Annotated in this window: 1 protein-coding gene; it reads right to left on the reverse strand. The window is 74.7% G+C overall.

Translation table 11 applies throughout. The annotated features are described in order from the left end of the window. Window positions 1–28: 28 nt before the first annotated feature. A complete protein-coding gene (locus tag ACZ7CF_RS03965; protein ID WP_470368897.1) occupies window positions 29–10,468 on the reverse strand; it encodes an SDR family NAD(P)-dependent oxidoreductase in 10,440 nt (3,479 codons plus the stop codon). Between the last annotated feature and the right edge of the window lie 55 nt (window positions 10,469–10,523).

Here is a 10,523-nt window from a genome sequence, read left to right on the forward strand (position 1 = left end):
GCCATAGGATGGCGGGCCGCTTCGCGCGTCAGATGTGGCTTCCGAGCTCGTCGTCCAGGATGCCGAGCAGTTCCTCCACGGTCGCGGTCTCCAGCGCGCGCTCGTCGCTCACGACCGGTACGTCCGTGCCGTAGGTGGCGGCACCGTCCCAGCGCGCGCTCAGTGCGCGCAGCCGGGCGCCCACCCTGGCGCGCTGCTCGTCGTCCACCGAGGCCGGGTCCGCGGTGGAGTCCAGCAGCGTCTCCAGCCGGACCACCTCGGCCTCCAGGTCCACCGCCCCCGCGGCCGCTGTCGCCCCGCCCAGCTCGGTGAACAGGTGCTCGGCGAGTGCGTCGGCGGTCGGGTGGTCGAACGTGAGCGTGCTCGACAACCGCAGGCCGGTGTCGGCTCCGAGCCGGTTGCGGAGCTCGAGCGCGGCCAGTGAGTCCACGCCGAGGTCACCCAGGGAGCGGTCGGGTTCGACCGCGGCCGCGGAGGTGTGGCCCAGCACGCCGGCGACGTGACCGCACACCAGCTCGGTGAGCAGCTTCCTGCCTTCGGCCGCCGGGAGCTTCGGCAGCCGTGCGGACAGCGGCTCGGCCACGACCTCACCGGCGGCGTTCGCCACCCGGCGAACCGGTGCCGCCGCGGCGTGCCCGGACAGCGCGCGGACGAGGGCGGGAGCGTCCTCGGTGACGCGCACCCGCACCGGCAGGACGGCAGCGTGGTCGGCACCGAGCGCGGCGTCGAACAACTCCAGCGCGCGACTCACCGGCAACGGCAGGATGCCGTCGCGGGCGAGCCTGCTCCGCTCTGCCTCGTCCAGGCTCGCGCCCATGCCTCCCGCGCCCGCGGTCTCCCACAGGCCCCACCCGAGCGAGTGCGCCGGCAGGCCCAGGGAACGGCGGTACGCGGCGAGGGCGTCGAGGAAGGCGTTGCCCGCCGCGTAGTTGGCCTGTCCCGCGGCTCCCAGGGTGCCCGCCGCCGACGAGAACAGCACGAACGCCGCCAGGTCCAGGTCCTTCGTCAGCTCGTGCAGGTGCCACGCCGCGTCCGCCTTGGGCCGCAGCACCGTCTCGAACCGGTGCGGGGTGAGGTCGGTGAGCAGTCCGTCGTCGAGGACGCCCGCCGCGTGCACGACGGCCGTCAGCGGGCGGTCCGCGGACACCGATGCGACCAGTCCGGCCAGCGCGGCGCGGTCGGTGACGTCACAGACCGCCACCTCCACCCGCGCACCGAGCTCGTGGAGCTCCGTCAGGTCCGGCTCGCGGTGACCGCGCCCCACCAGCACCAGGTGACGGACCCCGTGGTTCGCCACCAGGTGCCGGGCCAGCAGCAGACCGAGGCCACCGGTGCCACCGAGGACGAGCACCGTGCCCGCCGGGTCGAGCGGCACGGGCGTGCCCGGACCGTCCACTTCGGACAGCTCGGGGACGTGGGCCACCCCGGCGCGCAACGCCAGCTCCGGAGCCCCGGTCGCGACAGCGGCCGCGAGGACGGCGTCCGACTCGGCCGTGCCGTCGGAGTCGAGCAGCACGAACAGGCCGGGGTGCTCGACGGCGGCCGCGCGCACCATGCCCCACACCGCCGCCTGCGCGAGGTCGGGGGTCTCGTCCGCGGTGACCGCCACCGCACGCCGGGTGCGGACCACGAGCGGACCGCTCGCGGTGCCGCCGGCCTCGCGTTGCAGCACCGCGAGGGTGGCCGCCACCGTCGCACGCGTCGCGGCCGTCACCTCGCCACCGGCGTGGTCCACGGTGTGCACCCGCGGTTCGGCGGTCGCGGTTCCGACCGGCTTCGGCGTCCAGTGGAGGCGCAGCAGGTCACCGGGCTCGGTCGTCCGCAGCTGGCCGGGGTCGATCTCGCGCAGGCTCAGCGCGGCGACGTCGGCGACCGGAGCGCCCACGCCGTCGTACAGGCGCACGCCGAGCCGGCCCTGCTCCAGCGGCGTCAACCGCACCCGGAGCGCGGTCGCCCCGGTGGCGTGCACGTCGACGCCCTCCCACGAGAACGGCAGGGCCATGACGTCCGGGTCCTGGCCATCGAGGAGGTCGAGCAGGTGCAGTGCCGAGTCCAGCAGTGCCGGGTGCAGGCCGAAACCGGTGCCCTTGCCGTCCGGCAGCCGCACTTCGGCGCACACGTCGGCACCGTCGCGCCACGCGGCGCGCAGCCCGTGGAACAGCGGCCCGTAGTCGTAGCCCTGTGCCGAAAGCCGGTCGTAGACGCCGCTGACGTCGATCGGCTCCGCACCCGCGGGCGGCCACTCGCCCAGCGCGGGCGGTTCCTCCGCCGAGGCCGTGCCGAGGACACCGGTGGCGTGCCGCGTCCAGGCCGCGTCCGTCCCTTCCGGACGCGAGTGCACGGCGAGTGCGCGACTGCCGTCCGATCCTGGTGCGGCAGCGGTCACCTGCAGCTGCACGGCCTCACCGGCGGCGAGCGTCAGCGGCCGTTCGAGCGTCAGCTCGGCCACGTGCGGGCAGCCGGCCTGGTCGCCCGCGCGCACAGCGAGCTCCACGAACGCGCTGCCGGGCACGAGCACGGTCCCGGCGACGACGTGGTCGGCGAGCCACGGGTGCGTCGCGATCGACAGCCGCCCGGTCAGCGCCACGGTGTCGTCGCCCGCGAGCGTCACGGCAGCGCCCAGCATCGGGTGCGCCGCGGGGGTCTGGCCGAGGCCGCGGGCGTCCACCACCGCGCCGGGCTCGTCGTGCAGCCACAGCCGCTGGTGCTGGAAGGCGTAGGTCGGCAGGTCGATCGTGCGCGCGCCGGTGCCCTCGAACGCCTGCGCCCAGTCGACGTCGATTCCTCGGACGTGGGCGGTGCCGAGCAGCGTGGCGAAGGTGCGCACCTCGTCGTGCCCGCGTCGGCACACCGGTGCGAAGGCCGGCGTGGCGTTCTCCGCGTTCCCGACGACCTCGCGGCCCATCGCGGTGAGAACCGCGTCGGGACCGACCTCGATGAAGGTGCTCACCCCGGCGTCGGCGAGCGTGCGAACGCCATCGGCGAAGCGCACGGCCTCGCGCACGTGCCGCACCCAGTACGCCGGCGAGCACAGCTCCTCGTCGGTCGCGCGCTCACCGGTCACGTTGGACACCAGGGGGATCGACGGCGCGGCGAACTCCAGTCCGGCTGCGACCTGCTCGAACTCCGCGAGCATCGGTTCCATCAGCGGCGAGTGGAAGGCGTGGCTGACCCGCAACCGCTTCGTGCGGCGGCCGGTCAGCTTGTCCGCCACCGCGGCCACGGCGGCTTCGGAGCCGGACACGACGACGGCGCTCGGCCCGTTGACCGCGGCGATCGCCACGTCGTCGGCCGTCAGGTACGGCAGCACGTCGGTTTCCGCCGCGTCGACGGCGAGCATCGTGCCTCCGGCGGGCAGGGCGGCCATGAGCCGTCCGCGTGCGGCGACGAGACGCGCGGCGTCCCGCAGCGACCACACGCCCGCGACGTGGGCCGCGGTCAGCTCGCCGATCGAGTGGCCCGCCACCCAGTCCGGCCGCACGCCGTAGGACGCGAGCAGCCGGAAGAGCGCGGTCTCGACGGCGAACAACGCGCACTGGGTGTAGTCGGTGCGGTCGAGCAACGCGCTCGTGTCGTCCGCATCGGCCCACACGACCTCGCGCAGCGGTACGTCGAGGTGCTCGTCCAGCGCCTCGCAGGCCTCGTCGAAGGCGGCGCGGAACACGGGGTGGCTCTCGTACAGCGCACGCCCCATGCCGAGTCGCTGGGCGCCCTGCCCGGTGAACAGGAACGCGACCTTGCCCGCCACTGGACGCCCGGTGACGACGGCCTCCGACGTGCGTCCCCCGGCGAGCGCCTCGAGCGCCGCGTCCAGCTCACCGGCGTCACGCGCCACCACGGCGGCACGATGGCCGAACGTGCTGCGCGTCGTGAACAGCGAGTAGGCGAGGTCCGGCAGCGACGCGCCCGCGACCTGCCGCAGTCGCGCGGCCTGCGCGGCGAGTGCGTCCGGTGTGGTCGCGGAGACCACGAACGGCAGCAGGGGGGCCTCCGCCGCGGGTTCCGGCGCGGGAGGGGCGGCCGGGGCCTGCTCCAGGATCAGGTGGGCGTTGGTGCCGCTGATCCCGAACGACGACACGCCCGCACGACGCGGGTGGCCGGACTCCGGCCAGGCGCGCTGCTCGGTGACCAGCCGCACGGCACCGGCGTCCCAGTCCACCTCCGCCGACGGCGCGGTGACGTTCAGCGTCGCGGGCAGGACGCCGTGGCGCATCGCCTGCACCATCTTCACCACCCCGGCGACGCCCGCCGCGGCCTGCGTGTGCCCGAGGTTCGACTTGATCGAACCGAGCCACAGCGGTTCACCGCGGTCCTGACCGTAGGTCGCCAGCAGCGCCTGCGCCTCGATCGGATCGCCGAGGGTCGTGCCGGTGCCGTGCGCCTCCACGGCGTCCACATCGGACGGTCCGAGGCCGGAGACGCGCAACGCCTCCCTGATCACGCGCTGCTGCGACGGGCCGTTGGGCGCGGTGAGGCCGTTCGACGCTCCGTCCGAGTTCACCGCGGAGCCGCGGACGACGGCCAGCACGTCGTGGCCGTGGCGCCGGGCCTGCGACAGCCGTTCCACCACGAGGACGCCGACGCCTTCGGACAGCGCCGTGCCGTCCGCGTCGTCGGAGAAGGCCTTGACCTTGCCGTCGGCCGCGAGGTTGCGCTGCCTGCTGAAGTCCACGAACGTGTCCGCGGTCGACATCACGCTCACGCCACCGGCGAGAGCACGGTCGCATTCGCCCCGTCGCACGGCCTCAGCGGCGAGGTGCAGCGCGACGAGCGACGACGAGCACGCGGTGTCCACGGAGAGCGTCGGGCCCTCCAGTCCCAGCGCGTAGGCGACGCGGCCGGAGGCGACACTGCCGAGACTGCCGTTGCCGAGGTAGTCGCGCACCTCCTCGGGCACGGCGCGCAGCCTGCTGCCGTAGTCGTGGTACATCACGCCCACGTACACACCGGTCCGGGTGCCGCGCACGGTGTGCGGGTCGACGCCCGCGCGCTCCAGCGCCTCCCAGGAGACCTCCAGCAGCAACCGCTGCTGCGGGTCCATGGCGAGCGCCTCCCGCGGGCCGATGCCGAAGAAGTCGGGGTCGAACCGGTCGGCGTCGTGGAGGAACCCGCCCACGGCCGTGCTGCAGTGCCCGGCCTTGCCCGGCTCCGGGTCGTAGAGGTGCGCGAGGTCCCAGCCGCGGTCGGTGGGGAACCCGCCCATGCCGTCGCGGCCGTCGGTGACGAGCTGCCACAGGTCCTCCGGCGTGGCGATGCCGCCGGGGAACCGGCAGGCCATGCCGACGATCACCACCGGATCGTCCTGCGCGTCCACGGTGACCGGCGCGGCCGGCACGGGCTCGTCCGCCTCGGCGCCGAACAGCTCCGTGCTGACGTATGCGATCAGCGCGTCGGCGTCGGGGTAGTCGAAGACGAGCGTGGCGGGCAGTCGCAGGCCCAGCGCCGTGCCGAGGCGGTTGCGCAGTTCCACGGCGGTCAGCGAGTCGAAGCCGGTCTCCCGGAACGGGCGGCGCGGGTCGAGCACGAGGTCGTCACCGAAGCCGAGCACGGCGGCGACGAGCGTGCGCAGGAGCTCGCGCAGCTCGGTGTCGCGTTCGGCGGGACCGAGGGCGGTGAGGCGGTCGACGAGCGACGACCGCGCGGCGGCGGCGAGGCCGGTCGCGGCGCGCTTGCCCGAGGGCACGAGGCCCCGCAGCAGCGGTGCCACCTCTCCCGCCCTGCGCAGAGCGGGGAGGTCGAGAGCGATCGGCACCAGCCGGGCGTCCGGCGCGGACAGCGCCACGTCGAACAACCGGAGTCCGTCGGCGGTCTGGATCGGGCGCACGCCCGCGCGGGCCATGCGCTCGACGTCGGCGTCGGTCAGGTGCTCGGTGAGCCCGGTGCGCTGGTCCCAGAACCCCCAGGCGAGGGAGTGCGCGGGCAGGCCGAGGGACCGGCGGTGCGCGGCGAGCGCGTCGAGGAACGCGTTGGCCGCCGCGTAGCCGGCCTGTCCCCCGCCGTCGACCGTGCCGGCGGCCGAGGAGAACAGCACGAACGCCGCGAGGTCCAGGTTCTTCGTCAGCTCGTGCAGGTGCCACGCCGCGTCCGCCTTGGGCCGCAGCACCGCGTCGAGGCGCTCGGGGGTCTGGTCGCTCACCAGGCCGTCGTCGAGCACACCCGCGAGGTGCACCACGGCGGTCAGCGGGTGTGCGGGGTCCACGGCGGACACCACGCGGGCGAGCTGGTCGCGGTCTGCGGCGTCGCAGGCGACCACCGACACGTCGGCGCCGAGGTCCGACAGGTCGTCCGCCGCCACACCGCGGCGGCCGGTGAGGACGAGCCGCCGCACACCGTGCTCCTGCACCAGGTGCCGGGCGACCAGGCAACCGAGGACACCGGTGCCCCCCGTCAGGAGCACCGTGCCCTCCGGGTCGAGGGTCACGGTCCGCGCGGTGGCCGGCACTCGCGCGAGGCGTGGCACGGACACGGTGCCGTCGTGCACGGCGAGCTGCGGTTCGGTGGTCGCGCCCGCGGCCGCGACCGCCGCCTCCACCCCGTCGCCGGAGTCGACCAGCACGAACCGGCCGGGGTGTTCGTCCTGGGCCGCGCGCACCAGGCCCCACACCGCGGCGGCGGCCACGTCGCGGACGGGTTCGGTGACTGCGCCCTCGGTGAGCACGAGCAGCCGCGCGGAGGGCTCCTCGGCGATCCAGCGCTGGATCGCGGCGAGCGCGAGTCCCGTGGTGCCGCGTGCCGCGGCAGCGGGGTCGAGAGCGCCTCCGGTGGTCCCGTCGATCGGCAGGACCACCCACTCGTGTGCGCCATCGGGCAGTGCGGAGTCACCGTCCCACACGACGAACGAGCCGGGTTCGGTCCTGGGCACCGGCAGCACCGGCCAGCTCAGGCGGTAGAGGTCGTCGGTGCGGGTGGCGACGGCACCCCGGTCGACCGGGCGTGCTACCAGCGCTTCCACCTCCGCCACCGGCGCGCCGGTGGGGTCGGCCATGCGCAGCGACAGGGTCTCACCGCGCCGGATCGCCACTCGCAGGGCGGTCGCGCCGGTGGCGTGCAGGGAGACACCGGTCCAGGCGAACGGCAGGCTCGTCTCGCCGGCACCGTCGGCGGCCAGGCCGTCCACGTGCAGGGCGGCGTCGAACAGCGCCGGGTGCAGGCCGAAGCCCGCCGCCTCGACGGGCAGCTCCACCTCGGCGAACAGCTCGTCACCCCGCCGCCAGGCCGCGCGCAGCCCCTGGAAGGAGGGACCGTAGTCGTAGCCGAGCGCGGCGAGCCTGTCGTAGGCGTCGTCGACGACCAGCGGTTCCGCGCCGCTCGGCGGCCACACCGCCAGGTCGAAGGCCGCGGCCGCGGGCTGGGGAGCGAGCAGGCCGGAGGCGTTGCGCGACCAGGGTTCGCCGGGATCGCCGTGCGGTCGCGAGTGGACGGTCAGCGCGCGGTGTCCGGTCTCGTCCGGCGCGTCGACGCGCACCTGCAGCTGGACGCTCCCCCGCCCGGCCAGCACGACCGGCGCGTGGAGGGTGAGCTCCGCGAGGTGACCGTGCCCGAGGTCGTGGCCCAGCGACAGCGCGAGCTCGACCAGCGCCGTGCCGGGGAGCAGCACCGTGCCGGCCACGGCGTGATCGGCGAGCCACGGTAGCGCCGACGTCGAGAGACGGGCGGTGAAGACCACCGCTCCCGCACCGTCCTCGTCCTGGGCCACGGGGACCGCGGCGCCGACGAGCGGGTGCGCGACGGTGTCGAGGCCGGCCGCCGTGACGTCGCCCGTCGCCCCGGACCGGCCCAGCCAGTAGCGTTCCCGCTGGAACGCGTACGTCGGCAGATCGGTCACGCGCGCGCCGGAAGCGCTGAACACCGCGCGCCAGTCCACGGGGACCCCGGCGACGAACGCCTCGGCCAGCGAGGTGAACAGCCGTTCGGGACCGCCGTCGTGCCGGCGCAGCGACCCGACCCCGGTGACGTCGACGCCGGCGGCGTCGGCCGTCTCCGCGATGCTGTGCAGCAGCACCGGATGCGGGCTGCACTCGATGAAGGCACCGTACCCGGCGTCGAACAGCTCGCGGGTCGTCTGTTCGAAGAGGACGGTCTGCCGCAGGTTCTCGTACCAGTACTGGGCGTCGAGGACCACCGTGTCGATCCGGCCGCCGGTCACGGTCGAGTAGAACGGCACGTCCGCCGTGCGCGGCCGGATGCCGGCGAGGTCGGTGAGCAGCCGCTCGTGGATCGCCTTGACGTGCGCGCAGTGCGACGCGTAGTCGACCGGCACGAGCTTGGCCCGGTGCCCGTCCGCGATCACCGCCGCGCGCAGTTCGCCGAGCGCCTCGGGGTCGCCGGAGACCACCACCGACAGCGGGCCGTTCACCACGGCGATCTCGAGGAGGCCGCCGTGGGCCGCGAGTCGTTCGCGCACCTGCTCGGCAGGGAGCGCGACCGACAGCATCCCGCCGCGGCCGGAGAGCTCGTCGGCGATGGCCTTCGCGCGCAGGGTCACCACCTTCGCACCGTCGGCGAGGCTGAGCGCGCCCGCCACGCACGCGGCGGCGATCTCGCCCTGCGAGTGGCCGATGACCGCCGCGGGCTCGACCCCGTGCGCACGCCAGAGTGCCGCCAGCGACACCATGACCGCCCACAGCACCGGCTGCACGACGTCGACGCGGCCCAGCTCACGCCGGGCGCGGACGGTGTCGAGCAGGTCCCATCCCGTGATGGGGTCGAGCACCGCCGCGCACTCCGCCAGCGCGGCGGAGAACGCCGGTGAGGAGTCGAGGAGGTCGGCGGCCATGCCGGCCCACTGCGAGCCCTGGCCGGGGAAGACGAACGCGACCCGCGACTCGGGGGCGCGGGCACCGCGCACGACACCGGTGGCGGTGTCGCCCGCGGCCAGCGCGGTGAGCCCCGCCGTCAGCGCGGCGAGGTCGTTCCCGACGACGACGGCGCGTTCGTCGAGCACCGCACGCGACGCCACGAGGCCGTACGCGATGTCGGCCGGGGAGTCCGGGGTCGCGGCGAGGTGGTCGAGCATCCGGCGGGCCTGCGCCGCGAGGCCGCGTCCGCTCGCTCCCGACAGCACCAGGGGCACCGGGCCCGACCACGGCTCGGCCGGTTCCACGACGGGCTCTTCCGCCGGCGGTGACTCGAGGATGACGTGGGCGTTGGTGCCGCTGATGCCGAACGAGGACACGGCGGCCCTGCGCCGCCCGTCGCGCGCCGGCCAGTCGCGCGCCTCGCGGAGCAGCTCGACCGCGCCCTCCTCCCAGTCGACCTTCGAGGTGGGCTCGCCGGCGTGGAGGGTCCGGGGCAGCCTGCCGTGCCGCATGGCCTCGACCATCTTGATGATCCCGGCGACACCCGCCGCGGCCTGCGTGTGCCCGATGTTCGACTTGATCGAACCGAGCCACAGCGGTTCACCGCGGTCCTGGCCGTAGGTCGCGAGCAGCGCCTGCGCCTCGATCGGGTCACCGAGCGGCGTGCCGGTGCCGTGCGCCTCCACGACGTCCACATCGGACGGTTCGAGTTCCGCGTCGGCCAGCGCCGCCCGGATCACGCGTTGCTGCGACGGGCCGTTCGGCGCCGTCAGCCCGTTCGACGCGCCGTCCTGGTTGATCGCGGAACCGCTCACCACGGCCAGCACCCGGTGCCCGTTGCGCCGCGCGTCGGAGAGGCGTTCGAGCAACACCATCCCGGTGCCCTCGCCCCAGCCCGTGCCGTCCGCGCCCTCGGCGAACGACTTGCAGCGCCCGTCCTGCGCGAGACCGCGCTGCTTCGAGAAGTCGATGAACGTGTCCGGGGTGGACATCACCGTCACCCCGCCCGCGAGCGCCAGCGAGCACTCGCCTGACCGGAGCGCCTGCACCGCGAGGTGCAGCGCGACCAGCGAGGACGAGCACGCCGTGTCCACCGTGACGGCGGGGCCTTCCAGCCCGAGCGTGTACGACACCCGCCCGGACGCGACGCTGCCCAGGTTGCCGTTGCCGAGGTAGCCCTCGACCTCCTCGGGCACCTCGGTGAGCCAGGTCCCGTAGTCGTGGTACATCACGCCCGCGTAGATGCCGGTCCGGCTGCCGCGCAGGCTGTGGGGGTCGATGCCCGCGCGTTCCAGGGCCTCCCAGCAGACCTCCAGCAGCAACCGCTGCTGCGGGTCCATGGCGAGCGCCTCCCGCGGGCTGATGCCGAAGAAGGCGGGGTCGAACCACGCGGCCTCGTGCAGGAACCCGCCTTCGCGCACGTGGGTCCTGCCCGGTGCGTCGGGATCGGGGTCGTAGATGTTCTCGACGTCCCAGTCGCGGTCGGCCGGGAAGTCCCCGATCGCGTCGGTGCCCCCGGCGACCAGCTCCCAGAGCTTCTCCGGGGTGTCGGCGCCACCGGGATACCGGCAGCTCATCCCGACGATCGCGACCGGTTCACGAGCCGCTTGGGCGTTCTGCGCGCGCAGCCGCTCGTTCTCGATCAACGACTGGCGCAGCGCTTCGACGATCTGTTCGACGGAAGTTTCCATGCTCGGTGTCGCTCCCCTGCTCGCTCGGCTTGGC

The sequence above is a fragment of the Lentzea sp. NPDC036955 genome, assembly GCF_055608005.1.